Annotated in this window: 26 protein-coding genes and 2 pseudogenes; 19 read left to right on the top strand and 9 right to left on the bottom strand. The window is 62.3% G+C overall.

The window, feature by feature from the left end; translation table 11 throughout:
* Positions 1-9: 9 nt before the first annotated feature.
* From MUB52_RS01965 to MUB52_RS01945, 5 genes are all read left to right on the top strand, one after another.
* The gene (locus MUB52_RS01965; protein WP_263842498.1) at positions 10-297 is read left to right on the top strand and encodes a hypothetical protein; all 288 of its coding nucleotides are present in this window, start codon (positions 10-12) and stop codon (positions 295-297) included.
* A gap of 1 nt (position 298) precedes the next feature.
* The gene (locus MUB52_RS01960; protein ID WP_404818174.1) at positions 299-973 is read left to right on the top strand and encodes a winged helix-turn-helix domain-containing protein; all 675 of its coding nucleotides are present in this window, start codon (positions 299-301) and stop codon (positions 971-973) included.
* A 39-nt stretch (positions 974-1012) separates the two neighbouring features.
* Positions 1013-1636 (top strand): 5,6-dimethylbenzimidazole synthase, encoded by a 624-nt coding sequence (gene bluB, locus MUB52_RS01955; protein ID WP_263842496.1) that lies wholly within the window; start codon positions 1013-1015, stop codon positions 1634-1636.
* 25 nt (positions 1637-1661) lie between these two features.
* On the top strand, positions 1662-2438 hold the full coding sequence (locus MUB52_RS01950; protein WP_263842495.1) for an HpcH/HpaI aldolase family protein: 777 nt from the start codon (positions 1662-1664) through the stop codon (positions 2436-2438).
* A 68-nt stretch (positions 2439-2506) separates the two neighbouring features.
* Entirely contained in the window at positions 2507-3529 is a 1023-nt protein-coding gene (locus MUB52_RS01945) for an aspartate-semialdehyde dehydrogenase (protein ID WP_263842494.1), read from the top strand.
* Positions 3530-3685: 156 nt separating this feature from the next.
* Here MUB52_RS01945 and MUB52_RS01940 read toward each other — a convergent pair whose 3' ends face one another.
* The 5 genes from MUB52_RS01940 to MUB52_RS01920 form a co-directional block, all read right to left on the bottom strand.
* A complete protein-coding gene (locus MUB52_RS01940) occupies positions 3686-4441 on the bottom strand; it encodes an isocitrate lyase/PEP mutase family protein (RefSeq protein ID WP_263842493.1) in 756 nt (251 codons plus the stop codon).
* The gene (locus tag MUB52_RS01935) at positions 4428-5513 is read right to left on the bottom strand and encodes a bifunctional transcriptional activator/DNA repair enzyme AdaA (RefSeq protein ID WP_263842492.1); all 1086 of its coding nucleotides are present in this window, start codon (positions 5511-5513) and stop codon (positions 4428-4430) included. Before MUB52_RS01935 ends, MUB52_RS01940 begins: the two co-directional genes overlap by 14 nt.
* 383 nt (positions 5514-5896) lie before the next feature.
* The gene (yghX, locus tag MUB52_RS01930; RefSeq protein WP_263842491.1) at positions 5897-6811 is read right to left on the bottom strand and encodes a YghX family hydrolase; all 915 of its coding nucleotides are present in this window, start codon (positions 6809-6811) and stop codon (positions 5897-5899) included.
* A 73-nt stretch (positions 6812-6884) separates the two neighbouring features.
* A complete protein-coding gene (locus MUB52_RS01925; protein ID WP_263842490.1) occupies positions 6885-7574 on the bottom strand; it encodes a PEBP family protein in 690 nt (229 codons plus the stop codon).
* Positions 7571-8092, bottom strand: coding sequence for an RICIN domain-containing protein (locus tag MUB52_RS01920; protein WP_263842489.1), 522 nt, complete (start codon positions 8090-8092; stop codon positions 7571-7573). Before MUB52_RS01920 ends, MUB52_RS01925 begins: the two co-directional genes overlap by 4 nt.
* 315 nt (positions 8093-8407) lie before the next feature.
* On the opposite strand from MUB52_RS01920, the gene MUB52_RS01915 reads away from it, so the two are divergent.
* The 14 genes and pseudogenes from MUB52_RS01915 (at position 8408) to MUB52_RS01855 (ending at position 17516) form a co-directional block, all read left to right on the top strand.
* Positions 8408-8893 (top strand): MarR family winged helix-turn-helix transcriptional regulator, encoded by a 486-nt coding sequence (locus MUB52_RS01915; protein ID WP_263842488.1) that lies wholly within the window; start codon positions 8408-8410, stop codon positions 8891-8893.
* A gap of 275 nt (positions 8894-9168) precedes the next feature.
* Entirely contained in the window at positions 9169-10143 is a 975-nt protein-coding gene (locus MUB52_RS01910) for a LysR family transcriptional regulator (RefSeq protein WP_263842487.1), read from the top strand.
* A gap of 107 nt (positions 10144-10250) precedes the next feature.
* A complete protein-coding gene (locus MUB52_RS01905) occupies positions 10251-12686 on the top strand; it encodes a GcvT family protein (RefSeq protein ID WP_263842486.1) in 2436 nt (811 codons plus the stop codon).
* A 314-nt stretch (positions 12687-13000) separates the two neighbouring features.
* Complete coding sequence (locus MUB52_RS01900) at positions 13001-13603, top strand: FAD-dependent oxidoreductase (protein WP_263842485.1); 603 nt, start codon at positions 13001-13003, stop codon at positions 13601-13603.
* Positions 13604-13614: 11 nt separating this feature from the next.
* The gene (locus MUB52_RS01895; RefSeq protein WP_263842484.1) at positions 13615-13758 is read left to right on the top strand and encodes a hypothetical protein; all 144 of its coding nucleotides are present in this window, start codon (positions 13615-13617) and stop codon (positions 13756-13758) included.
* Positions 13725-14108 (top strand): NAD(P)/FAD-dependent oxidoreductase, encoded by a 384-nt coding sequence (locus tag MUB52_RS01890; protein WP_263842483.1) that lies wholly within the window; start codon positions 13725-13727, stop codon positions 14106-14108. Before MUB52_RS01895 ends, MUB52_RS01890 begins: the two co-directional genes overlap by 34 nt.
* Positions 14109-14129: 21 nt before the next feature.
* Positions 14130-14405 (top strand): DUF5368 domain-containing protein, encoded by a 276-nt coding sequence (locus tag MUB52_RS01885; protein ID WP_263842482.1) that lies wholly within the window; start codon positions 14130-14132, stop codon positions 14403-14405.
* Positions 14303-14761, top strand: a complete 459-nt coding sequence (locus tag MUB52_RS24050; protein ID WP_404818173.1) for a DUF5368 family protein — start codon at positions 14303-14305, stop codon at positions 14759-14761. The genes MUB52_RS01885 and MUB52_RS24050 overlap by 103 nt, the downstream gene beginning before the upstream one ends.
* The gene (locus MUB52_RS01880) at positions 14679-15104 is read left to right on the top strand and encodes a hypothetical protein (protein ID WP_318527400.1); all 426 of its coding nucleotides are present in this window, start codon (positions 14679-14681) and stop codon (positions 15102-15104) included. The genes MUB52_RS24050 and MUB52_RS01880 overlap by 83 nt, the downstream gene beginning before the upstream one ends.
* A gap of 156 nt (positions 15105-15260) precedes the next feature.
* Positions 15261-16133 (top strand): sulfurtransferase, encoded by an 873-nt coding sequence (locus tag MUB52_RS01875; RefSeq protein ID WP_263842481.1) that lies wholly within the window; start codon positions 15261-15263, stop codon positions 16131-16133.
* 277 nt (positions 16134-16410) lie between these two features.
* Positions 16411-16692 (top strand): annotated as a pseudogene (locus tag MUB52_RS24185) (redoxin domain-containing protein); the annotation flags it as partial.
* An 18-nt stretch (positions 16693-16710) separates the two neighbouring features.
* Positions 16711-16935 carry a hypothetical protein gene (locus MUB52_RS24180; RefSeq protein WP_318527401.1) on the top strand — a complete coding sequence of 75 codons (225 nt, stop codon included), beginning with the start codon at positions 16711-16713 and terminating at the stop codon, positions 16933-16935.
* Between the two features lie 18 nt (positions 16936-16953).
* Positions 16954-17286, top strand: a pseudogene (locus MUB52_RS01860) (cytochrome ubiquinol oxidase subunit I); the annotation flags it as partial.
* A gap of 38 nt (positions 17287-17324) precedes the next feature.
* Entirely contained in the window at positions 17325-17516 is a 192-nt protein-coding gene (locus tag MUB52_RS01855; RefSeq protein ID WP_263842480.1) for a hypothetical protein, read from the top strand.
* A gap of 128 nt (positions 17517-17644) precedes the next feature.
* Here MUB52_RS01855 and MUB52_RS01850 read toward each other — a convergent pair whose 3' ends face one another.
* The 4 genes from MUB52_RS01850 to MUB52_RS01835 form a co-directional block, all read right to left on the bottom strand.
* The gene (locus MUB52_RS01850; RefSeq protein WP_263842479.1) at positions 17645-18283 is read right to left on the bottom strand and encodes an outer membrane protein; all 639 of its coding nucleotides are present in this window, start codon (positions 18281-18283) and stop codon (positions 17645-17647) included.
* Positions 18284-18566: 283 nt separating this feature from the next.
* The gene (locus MUB52_RS01845) at positions 18567-18977 is read right to left on the bottom strand and encodes a hypothetical protein (protein ID WP_263842478.1); all 411 of its coding nucleotides are present in this window, start codon (positions 18975-18977) and stop codon (positions 18567-18569) included.
* 36 nt (positions 18978-19013) lie between these two features.
* A complete protein-coding gene (locus MUB52_RS01840) occupies positions 19014-19325 on the bottom strand; it encodes a P-II family nitrogen regulator (RefSeq protein ID WP_263842477.1) in 312 nt (103 codons plus the stop codon).
* Between the two features lie 3 nt (positions 19326-19328).
* Positions 19329-20306 (bottom strand): sodium-dependent bicarbonate transport family permease, encoded by a 978-nt coding sequence (locus tag MUB52_RS01835; RefSeq protein ID WP_263842476.1) that lies wholly within the window; start codon positions 20304-20306, stop codon positions 19329-19331.
* Between the last annotated feature and the right edge of the window lie 19 nt (positions 20307-20325).

Genomic DNA, 20325 nt, shown 5'->3' with positions numbered 1-20325 from the left:
GATCGTATCATGAAACAGACAGCCCTCATCCTCGGCCTGATCTTCGCTCTGGCGCTCCCTCACGGAGCGGACGCCGCTGGATGTTACGCCGATTACAAGGCCAAGCAGGACAACCCGCTGCGGCTGCATTATGGTGTCGCGGAGATCTCGCAGTGCTCCATGGGCGCCGCCAAGACCGAGCTCGCCGCACGTCTCGCCGCACGGGGCTGGACCCTGCTGAACATCGTCTCGGTCTTCGACGAAAGCGGGCTGGAAGAAAGGAAACAGAGTGCAGGAGCAAACTTCCTCCGCTTCTGACATGCGACGCTCGGGCGGGCGGATCGTGATTTTCGGCATCACAGCCATTGTGCTCATCCTGCTCATCGCGGCGGTGATGCTGTTCTGGACCCTGCCCGACGGCAACGCGTTCAACGCGCGGGTGGAGCAGCTGTTCGTCGAAAACGACGACCTGACGGCCCAGGCCGAGGTCAAGCTGCTGGAAATCCTCGCCCAGTCCGGCACCGCCTTCTCCGACACGCTGATGAGCTACCGGCTGGTGATCTTCGTGCTGCTCGTTTTTGCCACCGCGATGCTGGCCGCGGCTCTGGTCTTTCTGGTGATGCTCGTGAACATGAACCGCCGGGTGGCGCAGATCGAACGGGCAGGCATCCAGGTGAACTCGCTGCTGATCAGCCGCGAGGAGAACACCGTCTATCTCAACAACCTCGGCTTCAAGCTGACGGACGCGGCAATGGAGACCATGTCGGTCCTGGCCGAAGCGCGCATGGATGACGATGTGCTCTCCGGCTCCGAGATCGAAGGGATGATCTCGGGCCGCAGCCCGTCGGATTGCGAGGAGGCAGCAGGGGCCACACGCATCAAGCGCCTGCGCGATACGCTGGGCAATCAGATGGTGGCGGAGCTGCTGGTCAAGAACATCGCGCGGCGCGGTTACATGCTGGCCATCGACAAGGATGTCATCAAGGTGATTTAAGGCCTGTGCGGGCGGCCGCCCGAGACAGGGACAGACGACTTGGAATTGACGCGCATACATCGGGATGCCTTCGACGAGCTGCTCACCTGGCGGCGCGACGTGCGGCACTTCCGCAGCGACCCGGTGCCGGAGGCGGTGCTGGACCGGCTGCGCGTGCGGATGGAGCTGTCGCCCTCGGTCGGCAATGCCCGCCCCTGGCGTGTGATCCGCGTGGACAGCACCGAAAAGCGCGCAGCTGTCATCGAAAGCTTCGAGCTGTGCAACCGGGCCGCCGCCGACGCTTATGACCTGGCCGAGCGGCAGAAATACCTCGCCCTCAAGCTGGCCGGTTTGCGGGAGGCACCCGTGCATCTCGCCGTCTTCACCGATCTGGCGGTAGACGAGGGCAAAGGCCTCGGGCGGCAAACCATGCCCGAGATGCTCAGCTATTCCACAGTGATGGCAATCCATACGCTCTGGCTCGCCGCGCGGGTCGAGAACATCGGCGTCGGCTGGGTGTCCATCCTGGACCCCGATGCTGTCGCCAAGGCGCTGGAAGTTCCGCCCGATTGGTCGCTCACCGGCTATCTCTGTCTGGGATATGCCGAGACCACCTCTGACACCCCGCTTCTGCATGAAACCGGATGGCAGGAGAACACCGCCACGCATTGGCAGATGCGCTGACCCCAATCTCAAAGAAGGAAGACCCATGCCCGCGCCCCTCAATACGTTCAAGAAAGCCCTCGCGGACGGCGAGACGCTCTTTGGCTGCTGGATGAGTCTGGCCGAAGGCATCACCGCGGAAATACTCGGTGGCGCGGGATACGACTGGCTGTTGATCGACGGAGAGCATTCGCCCAACGATATCCGCTCGATCCGCGACCAGCTGGTCGCCCTCAAAGGCAGCCCCAGCCACCCGGTCGTGCGCGTGCCCATCGGCGAGACCTGGATCATCAAGCAGGTGCTGGATGCGGGCGCGCAGACCATTCTGGTCCCGATTGTCGAAACCGCCGAGCAGGCGCGCGACCTTGTACGTGCCTGCCACTACCCGCCCAACGGCACCCGTGGCGTCGGCTATGCGGTGGGCCGCGTCTCGAACTTTGGGCAGATGGATAATTATGGCCCCACCGCCGACGCTCAGATCTGCCTGCTGGTGCAGGTGGAAACCAAGACGGGCCTCGACAATCTGGACGACATCCTTGCTGTAGAAGGCGTCGATGGCGTCTTCATCGGCCCCGCCGACCTTTCCGCCAGCATGGGCTATCTCGGACAGACCGGACATCCGGACATGCAGGCCACGATCCTCAAAGCGCTCAAGACCATAAGCGACAGCGGCAAGGCGGCGGGAATTCTCACACCCGATGATGACATGATCCGGGCCTCGCTCGACGCTGGCGCCCGCTTCGTGGCCGTCGCCATGGACATCGCGCTGCTGCTGAACTCCGCCAAGGCCATTTCAGCGAAATGGAAGGCCAGGACCGGCTGAGACCCTTTCCCTTAACCGCCCATGCGTATAAGAGGCGCGGACCATCACCTGAATCGGAGTAAATGAAGATGGGTTACCGCGTCGTTGTTGCGGGCGCCACTGGCAATGTGGGCCGCGAAATGCTGAACATTCTGTCCGAACGCCACTTCCCGGTGGACGAGATCACGGTGCTTGCCTCGCGCAAGTCGCTGGGCACGGAAGTGAGCTTTGGCGACACGACGCTCAAGACGAAGGATCTCGATACGTTCGATTTCAGTGGCTGGGATATCGCGCTCTTCGCTGTGGGCTCCGAAGCGACCAAGACATACGCGCCCAAGGCGGCCAAGGCGGGCTGTGTCGTAATCGACAACTCCTCGCTTTATCGCTATGACCCGGATGTGCCGCTGATCGTGCCGGAGGTGAATGCCGACGCCATCGAGGGTTACGCCAAGAAGAACATCATCGCCAATCCCAACTGCTCGACCGCGCAGATGGTCGTGGCGCTGAAGCCCCTGCACGACCGCGCGACGATCAAGCGTGTCGTGGTTTCGACCTATCAGTCGGTGTCGGGCGCGGGCAAAGAGGGCATTGATGAGCTTTGGGATCAGACCAAGGCGATCTACAACCCCGTGGATGAGAAGCCTGCGAAGAAGTTCACCAAGCAGATCGCCTTCAACGTGATTCCGCATATCGACGTCTTCATGGAGGACGGCTCCACCAAGGAAGAGTGGAAGATGGTCGCCGAGACGAAGAAGATCGTCGACCCCAAGATCAAGGTCACGGCCACCTGCGTCCGGGTGCCTGTCTTCGTGGGGCACTCCGAAGCGGTGAACATCGAATTCGAGGAGTTCCTCGATGAAGATGAAGCCCGCGAGATCCTGCGCGAAGCACCGGGCATCATGGTGATCGACAAGCGCGAAGACGGCGGCTACGTCTCGCCCGTCGAATGTGTCGGCGACTTCGCCACCTTCATCAGCCGCATCCGACAGGACAGCACAATCGAAAACGGCCTGAACCTCTGGTGCGTCTCCGACAACCTCCGCAAAGGTGCCGCGCTCAACGCCGTGCAAATCGCGGAGCTTCTCGGAAACCGAGTGCTGAAAAAGGGCTGAGCCGTTCGATCACCTGCCTCAAGGCCCGGTCGAGTTGACGCCGAGCGGGCCTTGACCCCGTCGAAGCGTGGCCACGGATGTCAAGCCGTGCCGCATAAACGGGACAGAGCGGTCATGTGCGATCACCCATCCGAACACCGTAGTACGATCGCAGGATCACGTCTCTTCGAACCGCCGTTTAAGATCGGACAGCGCCGTCCGGAAAGGTGCCGGGCCATAGCTCAGCCGGGAGACGCCAAGGGCGGAGAGTTCGGCGACTGACCGCAAGGGCCCCATCATCATCACGTTCACTGGCAAGGTCGCGGTCTCTACCACCTGAGAGATGAGCGCAGCATCGGTCAAACCCGGCACGAAGAAGCAGCCTGCGCCAGCCTCGGCATAGGCCGCTTCACGCTCCTGCGCTTCACCCATGAAATCCTTGTGACTGTCCGGATCCGTTCCCAGGAACAGATCGGTGCGGGCGTTGAGCACGAGCGGCACGCCTTCTTCCTCGGCCATCGCCGTAATGGCCTCGATGCGTTCGACCTGAGCCGGGATCGGGTGCAGCCCCTCGCCCCCAACGACCCTGTCCTCGAAATTGATACCGATTGCCCCGGCCCGAATGACCCGCCTGACGTTCTCGGCAACGTCGGATGGATCAACCGCGTAGCCACCTTCGAAATCGACGGTGACGGGCACATCTACCGTTGCGCAGATTCGCTCAACGATCATCAATGAGAAGTCGAGGGGCATCCTCTCGCCATCGTCAAACCCGTGCGCAGCCGCGACCGACCAGCTCCCCGTCGCAATCGCGGGCGCTCCGGCGCTTGCCAAGGTCTTGGCCCCGCCGGCGTCCCAGATGTTGTAGAGGACGACCGGGTCGCCCTTTTTGTGCAGATCAGCGAAGTGCCGCGCTTTTTCAGCCTGTGACATGGGTGCTGTGGTCCTTCTTTGACGGCAGGTATTGCCGTTCGATCTCCAAAAGTTTCTGCTTCCGCCACAGCCCGCCGCCGTAGCCGGTCAGCGACCCGTCCGCGCCGATCACGCGGTGGCAGGGGATGACAAGCGCAATCTGGTTGGCGCCATTCGCCCGCGCAACAGCCCGGACGGCATTGGGACGCCCGATCCAGACGGCGATGTCAGAGTAACTGCGGGTTTGACCTGCGGGGATGTGGCGCAACGCAGTCCAGACGGCCCTCGCAAACTCCGATCCATGATAGGCCAGCGGAGTTTGGAACTCCGCCGACCTGCCCTTGAAAAACATCCCCAGCTCGGTCTTCAACCGTTCGGATGGATCCGTGCGTCCAAGGCCGATGTGGCCCTTGGCGGACTGCGCGAGCCGTCTCAGTTCGGTGCGGAGCGCCTTTCGGTCGAAGAATTCCAGAAGGTGCAGCTGCGATCTGCTGCTCACCGCGATCATGTCGCCGAGCGGTGTCGGAACCCAGTCGGCAAAGAGCAAAGGATCGGCGGACAGATTGCCCGGCGCTGTCCCGATCAACTTCAGGAAGGCGGCCCGGAAGGCGCTGGCAGACTCAAAGCCGGCATCCAACTGCCCCGCGATCACCGCACCGCCATCGGCAATCGTTTCGAACCCGTCTCTGAGCCGCCTCTGCCGTGCCATCTCCAGGAACGTCATGCCGAACTGGCGCTTGAAGCTGCGCCGGACGGTCGAAAGATCGAATCCCATGCGCTCGATGTCACCTTCACGCCAGCGAAAGTCCGGCCGCTCATCGAGGGCCGCAAGCAGCGCCGCAATGGCCGGATCGGCCATCGCCATGGGTTGAAGCGGATGACACCGCTTGCAGGCGCGATAACCGGCATCGATGCACTCGCCGACGGTGCCAAAGAAGGTGCAGTTTTCGGGCTTCGGCTTGCGGGCCGGACAGGTCAAGCGACAGAAAACGCCTGTGGAGGAGACGCAGACATAGGCTTGCCCATCGTAGGCCGTGTCTCGGACCAAGAGCGCCTGATAGAGGGTGTTGTGATCTGGAAGGTCGAACAGCATGATCCCAGCAATACCATATGCACCGGATCATGCCGCCGGAGATCAGGCGTGTATTCAGCTTTCGAGCCACTGTTCAGCGGATTCTCGCAGCGCGCTTCGCCGCCGTGCCACAGCTTCCCCTGGAAAGTGGTTCATGATCATTGGTGCCAGGCGGACGCGCCATGGGCGGCAGTCGAGAAGAAGGCCTCTTACCAAATGGACGGTGGGCCTCGAGCAAGACCAGCGATGTACAGCGTCGCAAAGCCGGGTCGGGCCCTTTCGCTCCCGCCGGGGCTCACGCTCGAGACAAGCCGCAGAGCCCGACCAGTCCAAAACCCGTGCTGACCGGGAAGGCGTCCTCGCTCGCCCTCACGCCGAGAGAGTTCACCCTCTGTCGAGCGACGTTACGCCGCGAGATATGTCCTGAACCAGGCCACCATGCGCTGCTCGGCCAGTGCGGCTGCGGCTTCGTCGTAGCGCGGGGTGGTGTCGTTGTGAAATCCGTGGTTCACGCCGGGATAGATATGCGCCTCGTACCGCTTGTCGTTGTCTTCCAAGGCTTTCTGAAAGTCGGGCCACATGGCGTTGATTCGTTGATCGAGGGCGGCAAGTTGGATCATCAGAGGCGCCTCGATCTGCGCAACCTGAGCATTGTCCGGCGATGCGCCATAGAACGGAACGCCCGCCGCCATCTCGGGGTAAGCGACAGCGAGCTTGTTCACGACGCCACCGCCGTAGCAGAAGCCGGTTGCGCCGATTTTGCCGTTGGTGCCGTCGAGCGCGTGCAGGTATTCGAAGCCCGCGAAGAAGTCATTGAGCAGCGCGTCCCGGTCGAGGCTGCGCTGCATCTCACGCCCTTCGTCATCGCTGCCGGGATAGCCGCCCAGCGACGACAGACCATCCGGCCCCATCGCGACAAAACCTGCCTTGGCAAGGCGCCGCACGACGTCACGAATGTAAGGGTTCAGGCCGCGGTTTTCGTGAACCACGAGCACGGCAGCGGGCGGGCGCTCTGGGTCTGTCTCCGCGGGGCGGACGAGATAGGCGGTGATGTCGCCGGTTCCTTCGGGACTCGGGTAGATGATGTCCTCGCCGACGATATCGGGGTCGTCCTCGGCAACCTGTTGGGCCAGCGCGTAATTCGGCGCCAGCGTGCCAAGAATGGCAGCCGCCGTCAGCCCGCCAACCGCCCATTTTCCGGCGCGGTCGAGAAACTCACGTTTCGAAATCTTGCCGTGGACGTAGTAGTCGTAAAGGTCGAGAAGCTCCTGATCGAAGTCTGCGGCCGTCAAGCGCCGCTGCGGGGTTTGGTCATTCATCGTCGATCTCCCTTCATTTTAAGTGTAATACGCCAGGCTGCCCGTGCATCTGGCACCGCCCGTAGATCCGCCCTCACTCGATCCGTGGCAGACGGCAGAGCAGCGCATTGTCCAGCAGTAGACTGTCGCTCCAGATCAAGGCCGCAGGTTCAGTCCACACGATGTCCCTGTACCCCCGCCGCGGGCTGACCTCGTCCTCGCTGTAAGTTATCGCAGAAGGCCAGCCTTCGTCTTCAAAGTCCAGTGACGCCCAGCCTTCTGGCTCCGCAAGTTCCGAAAACGTGCAGCTGCCTTCCCCTGCAATGGGCGCGCGTTCCGTTGCGCAGGCCGGATCCAGCGGTGCACGATGCACAACGAAGCATCGCGTGTTAGCGTCGGTGGCGGCAAGCACGTCGCCGGATGCCGCGTCGGTGACCTGCGCAATCAGGCCGCCATCCCCCATCTGCTGCCGAGGCGTTCCGATGTATTCGAGGCCGGTGTCGTTCTCGGTGAAATCTCTGGCCTTGATGCTGACTTGCGCTGGTACATCGATCGACAGCGTCAGGCTTTCCGCATTGAAAGACCGCTCGGTCGTGATCGGGACAGGGTCCGTCAGGACGAGTTCGCCGTTGACGAAGACCTCAAACCAGTTGTCAGCCCAGACCTCGATCACGACGACACGCTCATTCGCCTGCGCGACCGCGACCGGCGCGATTGCTCCAAGCCCAGCGATTGCCGCGCGACACAAGAGAAGGCCAAACGCCTGCGTGCGGAGTTGCGTCATTCCCGAATGACCCCTTGCTTGAATTGTGCCTTCACATCGCCGCAGGGCTTCACCAGCAGGTCGCGGGACATGAATGGCCCAGCTGACCGGCGTGTCTCGGAGACCACGACACATTGGGACGGATCACCGGCAAGCCGAAACTCCATTGAAGCTTCGTCGAAGGCGAAGGCCTGGTTGTCCGCGCCAGGATCGCAGTCGAGTAGTCCGAACGGGACGTTTGCATGGTCCGGGGCACGCAGCGCCACGCATTTGCCGTCGAACGCGACCGGCTGGATCGCTCCGGTGGCCTCATCGAAACGGAACTGCGTGTCCCCGCCCTGCGGCTTGCAGGAATGTGACTGGATTTGTTCAGACCACCCACGGCCCAGGGTGTCGATGCACCAGCCCAGAGCGTCGGTTTCGTCCAGGGTGTCGGCGAGGTGGATGACCGGGGCTGGCGACTGGATCGTGGGCTCATCCGCTATTGCAGCTGTGCCGAAGAGCGTCACGAGCGCAGCCGTGAAGTCCGTCATCTTCATTTGCGAAAATCCCCCTGATCCAAAGATGGTGGCCGGTGCTCTCGCGATGCCGTGCTGGGCCTTGGGTCATGCGGCGCAGCGTCATGTCTTCGGACATGTCCTCCAGCAGGCACCGGCCCAGACATGATCTGGGCATCCGCAAGAAACCTCTCGATGTCTTGCAGCATGGCCTGCGCCTTTACTGCTGTCGAAAGGCCAACGGCTGCGCACGCTAGAACGGAACGTTGCCGTCGTCTGGAGCCGTACGACGTCACGGACGGAAGCTCCCATACTGAAGGTTGATCATGATTCGTTGTTAGGATACGAACTGTTCATATGTTACGTAAAGGTCATAAACTTCATGCTCTGCTGCATTCTGCCGATCTTATCGAGCAGCACCTGCGGATCGAACTCGAGCCGCTGGGGCTGCGGCCACGGCAAGCGCGTGTTCTCAATGCGCTCGGTCACGCGGGGACCAGCAGCCAGATCGAACTCGCACGTGCCTTCAACGTCTCCCCGGCGAGCATGAGCACAATGACACAGAGGCTTGTAGAGGGCGGCTACATCCTCCGATCAGAGGATCCGAAGGAGCGGCGAACGAATACGCTGGAATTGACCGAGAAGGGGCGCGCGCTTTTGTCGGACGTGCGCAAGGCCTGGGCGAACGTGGACAAGATCATCGAGACTGCGATCGGCAAGGACAAGGCGGAGGCGCTGGCAGAACGTGCCTTTGAGCTTCGAAATGCCTTGGGTGGACATCCCCCCGCCAAGGCGTTGGCGCGACGGTCTGCGGGCGCAGACAAGGCGCCCCGCAAGACATAACCTTGAAACTGATGCGATGTGTCGCTTTCGTTTTGCCGCGTAGACAGCAGCGCGGCGACGGTTTGTGACTCATCCTGGCCAGTCACGACCACACGCGAGGTCATGCCTGGACAGCACGCTTGACCCACCGAAAGACGAGATTCGGTGGTATCTCCGGCCGTTTACGACCCAGTGCCGGTGCGATGTCTTGATCAACGCCGCAGGTCGACGTCGGTTGACAGTCTTGTCAGACCTTCCGACAGTTCTAGAGAAACTGGAACTGTTGGATCAGGCCCATGCCCCTTCCGAAGCTGTCTTTGCACGTCCTCGAAGCCTTCGAGCATGTCGCACGCTCAGGCTCGATCCAGATCGCTGCGGGCGAATTGGGGGCGTCGATCTCGACCGTCTCCGGTCATGTCGCCAAGCTTGAGGCCGAGCTGGGCGTTCCCCTGTTCGATCGTAGCACCCGACCTTTCGTCTTGACGCGGGAAGGCCGCCGCGTGCTTGAGCATCTGTCCGGAGGGTTGCGTCATCTGCGGCAGGCAACAAGCGAGATCGCCATGGGCGGTCTGTTGAGGGCACAGTCGCTTCGGGTCGGCATTGTCGAGGACTTTGAAAGCAATCTCGCCCCCGACCTCGCGGTTGCACTCGCGGGCCGTATGCCGCGCGCTTCATTGTCGATTTGCAATATTCTCAGTCACGAGGCACCGGGCCTTGTGCAGCGCGGCAAGCTCGATGTGGCCATAGCTGCGCACTCTGAAGACCAAGAAGGTGCTATTGTTTTCAGAGACTTTCTTCGTGACCCGTTCCTGTTGGCCACTCCAAGGGGCTGCGCGTTTGAACCAGAGGCGTTGTTGAACGGATCCGCTGCGCTTCCGTTTCTCCGCTTCAATCCGACCCACCTGATCGGGAAGCAGATCGACGCGCATCTCGCAAGAAACCGCATCGCACTGCCGCAGCGGTTTGCCTTCGACAGCGCTCAGTCGATCATGGCGGTGATCGCGAATGGAGATGGCTGGTCACTCATCACGCCCGCCGGATTTGTCCGCGCGCAGCGCTACGCGCCTCATGTCATGCTCCGGCCGCTGCCCATGCCCGCGTTCGCCAGAACCCTGTCGGTCATGACGCGCGACGATTTCGATGCGCCTGTGTTGGACGCGATTGCCCTTCTCGTCCGGGAGAGCGTCAAGCAGCACGCAGTCGATCCGGTGGTCGATGCCTATCCGTGGGTTCGAGAGACCTTCGCTCTCCTGCCCAGGAAGCGTGGGTGAGACACGAACATAGTTCCGAAAATCTCGAAACTAAGACATTTCACTTGACCCCTTGCGACCCGCCGCTGTGATACCCGCACGACCCAGAAAGCGAGTGGATTTGCAGGATGCGTGATCAAGCAAGAGTGGTGGTCATTGGCGGCGGCATTGCGGGATGCTCGACGCTCTATCACCTGACGCAGGAAGGCTGGGGCGATGTCATGCTGATCGAGCGTGATGAATTGACCTCCGGCACGACCTGGCACTCGGCCGCGCAGGTGACCAATTTCGGCCAGACGCAGACGATGGTCGGCCTGAAAAGCCACTCCATCGCGCTGTATCAGGAGTTGCGGGACGATCCCGATTACCCGGTGGGCTACAATCACGGCGATGGTGGGATTCGGCTCGCGAATTCCGAGGCACAGATGGATGGCTACCGCCATTTTGCCTCCATGGCCGCCGGGATGGGCGTGACCTTCGAAGTGATCGACGCCGCAGAATGCGCGCGCCGGCATCCGCTGATCTCCACGGAGAATCTGCTCGGCGGGCTCTGGGACCCGACGGATGGGCACATCGACCCCGCGCAGCTCTGTCAGGCCCTCGCGCGGCGCGCGCGCCTTGCGGGCGCGGAGGTCAACCGGCACACCCCCGTGACCGGGCTGACCCAGCATCCCGACCACAGCTGGACGGTTCACACGGAGAAAGGGAACGTCAACGCCGCGATCGTGGTGAATGCGGGCGGGTACCGCTGCAATGAAATCGGCGCAATGATGGGGGTCAGCCATCCCGTCGCCGCGATGGAACATCAGTATTTTCTGACCGAAGATATCCCCGCCATCGCCGAGGCGGGGCATCGGATGCCGCTCTTGCGATGCCCGATGAGCGACTACTATTGCCGGCAGGAAAAAGGCGGGCTCCTGCTCGGGTTTTACGAGCAGGACTGCCGCACGTGGGGGTTGGACGGGATCGATCCCAAGTTTTCCAACGATCTCTGCCCCGATGATCTGGACCGCGTGACCGACGTGCTCGAAGGGGCCTTTGCACGGATGCCCGCCTTGATGGAGACCGGCATCCGAAGTGTCGTCAACGGCCCGATCACCTACACCATGGATGGCGCGCCTCTCGTCGGCCCAATCCCCGGCAAGCGCAACGCGTTCTGCATCGTCGGGCTCAGGGCCGGCCTGGGCGAAGGCGGCGGGCACGGCTGGCTCCTCGCCCAGCAGATCGTGCATGGTGAAGCGCAGTATGACACCTGGGTCATCGACCCCCGCCGCTTCACCGATCATGCGACCGTGGAGCTGACCGCTCTGAAAGCGGTCGAGGACTATCAGAACGAGTTCCGCTTCCACTTCCCGCATGAACACCGACCCGCCGGGCGTCCCATGAAGACAACGCCATTGACCCCCGTTCTCGGCGCGGAAGGCGCCGCCTTCGAACCGGTGAATGGGTGGGAGCGGATCGACTATATCAAGCCATCACCGGAGTTTGCCGAGACCCCGGGCTTCACGTTCAATGAGGTCCATGATGTCGTGGCCGAGGAGGTGCAGGCGGTCGCCGCCTCCGTCGGGCTGACCGAGGTTTCGGGATTCAACCGCTTTGAAATCACCGGCCCGGGCGCGCATGCGTTTCTCGACAGGATGATTTGCGGCACGGTGCCACGACACCCCGGCAGAGTGGGGCTTGGCTATCTGCTCAATCATCACGGCACGCTGAAGGGCGAGGCGACGATTGCCACTCTCCCGGCCTCGAACCGGGGCCCGGACCGCATCTGGTACGGGTCAGCCGCCGCATCCGAGTATCACGACATGGACTGGCTGACCGCCCATCTCCGCCCCGACGAAGAGGTTTCCATTCGCTCGCTGACGAACGCGCAGACGATCCTCGTGCTGGCTGGCCCGAAGGCGCGGAAGGTGCTGTCAGCCGCATCTCGGGGGGATTGGTCACGCCACGCCTTTCCGTGGCTGTCCGTCCGCGAAGCCTACATCGGCATTGCCCCGGTCACGGTCCTCGGCGTCAGCTTCTCTGGCGAGCTGGCCTATGAAATCCACGTCCCGAACGAGAGCCTTCATGCCGCTTACCTTGCGCTGCGACGGGCGGGTGAGGCTTTCGATCTGCGGCTCTTCGGGTCGCGCGCTGTCGAGTCGATGCGGCTCGAGAAGGGCTTTCTGCATTGGAAGTCGGAGATCCTGACCGAGTTTGACCCCTTCGAGACCGGGCTTGACCGCTTCGTGAAGCTGTCGAAACCCGGTTTCATTGGTAGGGAGGCCCTGATCAGGCGGCAGGCTAAAGGCCCCAGAAGAAAGCTTGCCACCTTGTCGATCGACGCCGATGACGCGCCCGCGCACAGCGGCGCCTCGGTGCGACGGCACGGAAAGATCGTCGGAACCGTAACATCAGGCGCCTGGGGTCACCGAACGGGGCTCAACCTCGCCTGCGCATTCGTGCAGCCCTCTGAAGCGCGGGAGGCCAACACCCTCACCGTCGATATTGTCGGCGCGGCACGCCCCGCGCGCGTTGTGGCCGCTGGACCCTACGATCCAGATCACACGCGCATGCGCAGCTAGGGCCGTTTGGTTTCGAACGAGGGCTGTTTGTACCTTGAACATTGGGCGGTGTTTCGCAGCGGAACACAGTGCACAGACGTGCAGGTCTTCCCCCGCTCATCGGATTTGAACATGCCTCAATACGTCAGACCCACTACCGTCCTCGCCAGCCGGACCGGCACGCTTCTTTCGGGTCCGCAGCCACGATCTTTCCTGGTTCGGTGATGTTGTCACCGCAGATCCTATCACGGGACGTTTAACCCATAGCGCTAACGATGAAACTTCTGGTGCGTGGTCGGCCGACAGGCGAGCGATCAGAGTTCGAAAGTGGACGTATGGACAGACGACAGTTCCTCAAGGTTGCGCTGGCTGGAAGTGGCGCGCTTGGGCTTCACGCCAGGGAAACACAGACAAACCCCTCACCGCTCACCACCCCGGCACGCATTGTCATCATCGGTGCGGGAGCCGCCGGGACGGCCCTGGCGAACCGGTTGGTCAAGCGACTGGACGGCGTGCAGATCACTCTGATCGATCCACGGTGCGAACACCTCGACCAACCCGGGCTGACGCTTGTTGCGACGAGCCTGAAACCCGCGCACTACCTCCAATCCCAGACAGCCAGATGGCTGCCGAACGGTATCGAATGGTTGCCGGAGCGAGTCGCGGCCATCGATGCCGAGAGGAAGGCAGTGGCGACGGAAAGCGGCACAACTCTGGAGTACGACTGGCTGGTCGTCGCCCCCGGTCTCGTTCTTGATCACGACGCCATCGACAGGTTCAGCCTCGATATGGTCGGGCAAAACGGGATCGGCGCCCCATACGCGGGGCCGGACTATGCCACACGCACCCGGAAGGCCGCCGAACGCTTCACGCAGGAAGGCGGCACCGGCCTGTTCACGCGCCCGGCCACCGAAATGAAATGTGCCGCGCACCCTTGAAGCATACATTCTTGATCGATGACATCGCGCGCAAGGCTGGCAACGCGAATCGCGTCAACATGATCTACGCCGCGCCGCAGTCGTCGCTCTTTTCAGTGCCGATTGTCGCAGAAAAGGTCGGATGCCGTTGCAAGAGCGCGGTGTCGAGACGCTGATGAACCGCACCCTGACAGCAATCGACGCGGATCGGAAGACGGCAACCTTCGTCTCCGAAGGTGGCTCCGAGACGCTCGGCTACGACTATCTGCACGTCATCCCGCCACAACGCGCGCCCGCGTTCGTCCGCCAATCCGGTTTGTCCTGGGCGGACAAATGGACCGATCAGGGCCGGGTCGAGGTCGACATGCAGACGCTTCGCCACAGGCGCTACGCCGACATCTTCGCTCTGGGCGACGTGGCCGGCGTGCCGAAGGGGAAAACCGCGGGCTCGGTGAAATGGCAGGTCCCCCTCGTCGAAGATCACCTGGTCGCCGCCATCTCCGGGCAGGACGGCACCAAGCGCTAGGATGGCTATACCTCCTGCCCGATGACCACACGGGTCGGGCGGGCGCTGGCTGATCTCTTCGCCGTGGCGCAGGAGATCTTTGGTCAAGGGGTGCTGTGGCTGATGATCGCCGCTGCCATTGTCGTGACTCTGGGTTATCTCTTTGTCCTGATCCGCGACCGGTCGGTGAGCTGGAAGAAGTTCCACTACGTACAATTTTCCATGCCGGCCGGGGCGATCCTCGCGGTCTGGTTCATGCTGGCAATGACGGGTCCGCTCCGTCCGATCTTGCCGGACCCATCGATGTTCCGCTGCTGACCGGCATTGCGCTCGTCGGCGCAGTCGGTCTGGCGATCCCCGTCTACACGCTGGACTCTCTCGTGGGTCCAGACGCACGACCGACCGGCCCGATGCCTGAGCCGGCAGCGACGCGGTTGGTCGCATCCGACCACCAAACCACCTGGGGCGGTGTCTCCGCCCTGTCCTGCCAACCCCAAACTCACCGGAGAGATCACATAACACGTTTTCCTCGCCGCGGCCGTCAGCCTTGCCACAACCACCGCTGCGCTCGCGGGCGGGCCGTCCAGGGTTGTGACCGTCGTCACATCGCCCGATCCCCAGATGCAGCTGATGTCGATGGTGCTGACCATGCAGACCGCGCAGCAGGGGGCTGACGCGCATATCCTGCTCTGCGGGCCAGCCGGTGACATCGCGCTGCATAACGCGCCGGCCAGCGCGATAGCCGGACAGCCGCCGCGCGAGATGAGCCCCCGGGGTCTGATGCAGATGATCCGCGAAAAGACCGGCGCGACCGTTGAAGTCTGTGCGATCTACTTGCCTGGTCGCGGCGAGGATGCGTCGATCCTGCTGGATGGGATCGGTGTTGCCAAACCCGACCAGATGGCCGCCAAACTGATGGCGCCCGACGCCCGCCTCAAGGGGGTGCTGGCGCTTGGCTCGATCGCAGGGCGACGCCCAATCGTCGCATGTACCGCTTTCTCCACGACTTCTCTATGATCATTCAAAGGTCAGAGTTGCGAGGCAGAGGCGTAGGTGCACGAAACCCTCAAGCAGAGAGAAGATACGCATCATGTTCTCAACGTCTGAAAAATTGCTCGTTCGAGTGGCGCCCTCCTCAGGCGCGCCACGCTTGGTATGGAGGAGGCTAACAATATGACTGCTGCAGGACACTGGCGAAGCGTGATAGACGGCGCGTCCCCCCTGATTTCGGCCGACGAGCTGGTCAGCTGTCTGAACGACCCGACCGTCAAGGTCTTCGACGTACGCGGAACGTGGTCGACACCGGCGCGTGCCCTGCCGGGGGACTACGCAGAGGGCCACATTGATGGCGCGGTCTTCCTCGATTGGACGAAGCACTTCAACGCGCAGGACGTTGCGATCGGCCTCGCGCCGATTGCGGATGAGGCTTCGGCGCACGGATCCTTTGCGGCTCTCGGTATCGACGCCGATGATCTGGTGGTGCTCTATGATGCCTCGTCCCATATGCTGGCCGGTCGCATGTGGCTGGCCATGCGGCACTGGGGCTTTGCCAACGTGCGCGTTCTGAATGGCGGGTGGCCTCATTGGAAGGCGCGAAACCTGCCCATGTCACGCACCACCGCGCAGCCGGGTGAAGGCACCTTCGAGCCGCGGTTGGCCGATGGGCTGAAAGTCGACCTGGGCGGGTTCATGACCTTGCAGGCCAGCGCCTGCGTGATCGATGCCCGTGGCCCTGTCAGTTACAACGGCACCGCAGACGATCTGCGGTCGGGCCACATTCCGGGCTCGATCAACGTGCCCTATAGCGCGGTTCTCGACCCTGAGACGGGGCTGTTCCTTGACCCGGCCGCAGTGCACGACACGCTCGACAGGCTGGCGCCCGATTGGCGCTCGAAACCGGTAATCGCGACCTGCGGTTCCGGCTATGCGGCGACGGTCATCCTCCTCGCATTGGCGCAGATCGGTGCGCCGGGAACGCTTTTCGACGGATCATTTGCCGTCTGGAAGCAAGACCCAGCCCGACCGGTTGCCCAATCCTCTGCCTAGCTGAGCGGGTTGGCAGAGCGCGCAGCCGCTGGTCTCACCGGCGTTGCGCCCCTGCAAGACAAGTTTCAGGGCCAGAATTCGAAATTCGAGCAGGCAGGGTGATCCTATCACCGATGACCTCCGGCAAGCCGCGCTACTGCTTGCGAAACCATCGCAAAGGACTGACATCATGCCACTTCTTCTGGGCGACACCGTTCCCGAATTCACCGCCGATACCACGCTCGGGCCGATCTCCCTCCAAGACTGGATTGGCGACGACTGAGCGTTTTTCTTCAGCCATCCCGCCGATTTCACACCGGTTTGTACAACCGAGATGGGCCGGACGTCGCACCTGAGCGCGGCCTTCACCGAGCGTGGGGTGAAACCCATCGAGCTGAGCACCGACACGGTCGATGAGCACCTGAAATGGATCGACGACGTCAACGACACGCAAAACACCACATTGCGCTTTACAATTGTCGCAGACCCGCATCTGCGGATCGCGACGCTCTACGAGATGATCCATCCCGCGCAGTCCGAGACAGCTGCGGTGCGGTCGGTCCTTGTTGTCGACAATGCCAAGGCACTGCGGCTCACGATGACCTACCCCATGAGTGTCGGGCGCAATTTCGACGAAATCCTGCGCGTGATCGACGCGCTGACGACCGCAGGCCGGGCGGGTGTGGCCCTGCCCGCCAATTGGCGGCCGGGTGATCACGCCATCATCCCGCCAAGGGTTTCCGACGCGGATGCGCAGATCAGGTTCCCGCAGGGCTTCGAAACGATTCCCCCGTATCCGCGCACGGTCGACATTTCCGGATAAACAAAAGGCAGCGTCGCACTGAAAGGGTTCAGCGGTGGAACGCGCGCGCGTGTGCAGTTTGCGTTCACGGTTTCGTTGCACATCGTTTTTCCGGTAGTCTCGATCGTTTTGGCAAGCTAGCTCGCCATTCTCAACGCACTTTGACTGCGGACAGGCGATGAGACTTTTCTGACACTCTTCACCCAATGGAAGGAAATCTTCGCGGTCGCCTTCGGCATGAGCGTCGCCTCGGGCATCGTGATGTCCTCTCAGTTTGGGACGAACTGATCCGTTCTTTCCGACAATGTGGGCCCGATCATCAGACCGCGGATGACCAATGAAGTGCTGGCGGCCTTCTTCCTCTCGGGCGGTGGGCACTTTGCCGCTTTCTGTTGGCTTATGCGATCGCGATGCCCGCGCTCTACGCCCTGATCACGTTCACGCTGCCGGCGCCGGTCTTCCGCGGCGTCTCCTTAGAATACCGCTGGCGGGTCAAGACCGAACGCGTCTGGGACCCTGGGTTGGCCGGTGCCGTGTCCGTGCACCAGTCCTGGACCTTCGAGGGGATGTCGGGCGGCCCGGCTGGTACAATCCGAACCTAGGCCTTCGGCTTTGCAAGGCGCCAATTGCGGCCCGCCGCCAAACTCGAAGGAGCCCGGCCACGCAAAAGCGTCGCCGGGCTCCTTGTATTCAGCCTGCTGGGAGGCGGTCCGGGAGGACCGGCCTGGCATCAGAAGCGGTATGTCGCCTTCACGTGAAGCGTGTTCACATCGACGTCACCACCCGACGCGCCCACACCGTTGAACGCGTGGTACATATACTCGCCACCGAGCGTCCAATTCTCGCCGAGGCGGTGATCGTAGCCGAAGCCGAGAACGTAGTTCGTGTCGCTGCCGTCGAACCCGTCAAAAATCGTACCCACATCGTCGAAGGAGGCATAGGCAATGCCAGCGCTGCCGTAGACGAGGCCTTGGCCAACTTCGCGACCGACGATCAGCTTCAGACGGGCGATCTCGTCGAAGGATGCGGTGTCGCCGGTGCCTGCATCGGCAACGGAGACGTCTGCGAAGTCATACTGGAACTCCGGGCCGATGTGCCAGCCGTTGTTGAGCTCCCAAAGATAGCCGAAGTTGAACCCGCCGATGACGCTGTCATCGTCGAAATCGTCGGGGCTCGTCGCGCTGCCGAGGTCGAATTCGCTGTAGACGTAGCCAAGCTGAACGCCGGCGTAACCGCCAGCCCAGAACGGCGCGGCGACGGCTGCCGGTTCGAAGACGACGGGCTCGGCGGGTGCCGGCTCGAGGTTTCCAGCATAGGCCAGAGCGGCTGAGGAGATCATGAGGGCGGAAAGGGTGGTGGTCTTGATCATGGTTGTGTCCTTTGGACAGGAGATCGCTGTCCTTCCCACGAAGGCAGGATCTGGCTGAAAACTGGGTATTCTGTTTTTTGGTAGGGGTAGAGCGTCTTGTCTTCGCGGGCGGCGCTTCCGGTCTCGGTGCTCATCGCCTCGTATGGCGCACATAGGCTCTTCCCGGCCAGATACAAGCCGCCGGGGGAAGGTATGTAGCGATGATGTCACGATGTTGCATACCTGCGACACTATGATCGGCGCGTGCCTATCACGTGGCAGGCCGCAGGAGGGCGGATAGGGCTCAGGTCTCGCGTGGGTCCTTCGGTTTTCCAGGTCCGAAGCGACGCAGGAAAGTGACGTAGGAAAAGCCCAAATCGGAGGTGTTGCAGAGCTTCTGTCCACTCGTCTCGGTGTGCAGCGACAGCCCGCCCCAGGCAATCTTCAGAAAATAGCCGTGACGGCTGAGCCGCGCATCCAGATCTTCCCAGCTCTTGGCCTCGGCCATATCCCGGAACAGCAGTCTTTGCAGGGCGAAGGCCAGCCTCGGATCGACGATCTCGGACTTCTTCTTCTGACGCCTGTGCGCGGCAAGATGCGCAACCAGAACCTCTTCCACGAGCTTTGCAACGGTCCCCTCGCGTTCGGTCGCGAGGTCATGCACGGCGAGGGCCAGATCGGCGGGCAATTGAATCGAAACGGTACGGCTGGTCATGCGACCGACATTTCCTTAATTCTGGTTTACAAAGTGTTAAAAACGCTCGGCCCGAAGCACTTCGCAATCAACTATTGTGACCACGCCGATGTGACGCTCGACCACGTCGAAGGCCGCGTCGAGCAACTTGTCGAGACGCTCGGGGCGAATGATGCAGATGACCTGCACCATGCCGCTCGCCCGTCCGATCTCGCCCGCCCTCGTCCATGCTCCGGATCGCCCGGACCCGCCCAGGACGGGCAGCACGGTAAAGCCGGTCACATCGGCCGAAAGCAGCGCCTCCGTGAGGCGCGACTGCATGATCGCTTCGATGGTGATTTCGACCCGTTTGGCCTGATGCGTCTGCATGGGTCAGCCTCCTGTCATGGTTGTGGCAACCGCAACATACAGCGGAATGCCCAGAGTGAGGTTGAAAGGAAAGGTCACGCCGAGCGACAGCGTGAGATAGATCGACGGATTGGCCTCGGGCAGCGCCACGCGCATGGCCGCCGGCACCGCGATGTAGGACGCCGAGGCCGAGAGCACCATCATCAGCGCCACGCCACCGGAGGAGAGCCCCAGCAAGAGGCCTGCACCGAGCCCGCAAAGACTGCCAATCACCGGCATCAGAAGACCGAAGGCAAGCACGCCAGGGCGCAGCACGTCGCTGCGCGTGCGCAACCCGCGCCCGGCCACAAGCCCCATGTCCAGAAGGAAAAGACACAGCACGCCCTTGAACGGCGCCACGATGAAGCTGGAGATCTCCGTCAGCCCGTCCTCTCCGGTCGCCCAGCCGATGAAGAACGACCCGACAAGCAGCACAATCGAGCCATTGAGCAGGATTTCACGCCAGAGGTCGCTGTCCATCCGCTGGCCGGTCCCGTTGCGCGAGATGAGCCAGAGTGCAGAGAGGATGGCAGGCGCCTCCATCGCCGCGGCGACGGCCACCATATAGCCTTCCGAGGTGATACCGCTGCTTTCCAGCACCGAGGTCGCGGCCACGAAGGTGACGATCGAGATCGAGCCATAGTGGGCTGCAACCGCGGCGGCATCCAACCGGCTGAGCCGTGTCATCACCTGCAAAAGTGCGAAAGCGATGAGTGGAAGTGCGGCGGACAACACCACGCCAGCCACCAGTGTCAGCCCCAGTTTCGCATCGATGCCGTGAGAGGAGACGCTCACACCACCTTTGAACCCGATCGCGAAGAGCAGATAGATGGACAAGGCCTTGGCAGCCGCTTCCGGCACACTCAGATCCGAGCGCGCGAGCGCGGCCGTCACCCCCAGGGCGAAGGACAGGATGATGGGCGACAACAGGTTCGTCGCCGCCAATGAGAGGATCTGTTCCATGGGCTACTCCTGGACCCGC

The organism is Roseobacter sinensis, assembly GCF_025755255.1.
GTDB lineage: Bacteria > Pseudomonadota > Alphaproteobacteria > Rhodobacterales > Rhodobacteraceae > Roseobacter > Roseobacter sinensis.
The sequence above is the reverse complement of the archived record's forward strand: the minus strand, read 5'-3'. Positions and strand labels throughout refer to the sequence as shown.